General features: G+C 38.0%; 1 protein-coding gene. It reads right to left on the bottom strand.

The annotated features are described in order from the left end of the window. Positions 1-229, bottom strand: a 229-nt coding sequence (locus SB724_RS22145) for a helix-turn-helix domain-containing protein (RefSeq protein ID WP_410573274.1), incomplete at both ends; no start/stop codon positions are given.

The following is a 229-nucleotide window of genomic DNA, read 5'->3' as shown; positions in this document are numbered from 1 at the left end:
GATCGTTAAATCCCAGCATAAATGCGATTTTATTTAACGAATAGTGATGAATATAAGTTAATAAGCGTCGTTTTTGCTCTGCTTCAAGCAGCGCGGCAAACGTGGTTTGCTCTTTTTTTAGATAGCGCTGTAGTGTGCGTGGCGTCATATTTAAGGCCGCAGCTGTCCTAAGTAAAGAGCAATCTTGTAAGTCGTGTTTTGCCATTAAAATATGATTAATTTTTTCTGA

This window comes from Bacillus sp. SIMBA_031 (assembly GCF_046535225.1).
GTDB classification, from domain to species: Bacteria; Bacillota; Bacilli; order Bacillales; family Bacillaceae; genus Bacillus; species Bacillus velezensis.
Note: the sequence above shows the minus strand (reverse complement) of the source record. Positions and strands in the feature narration are given on the sequence as shown.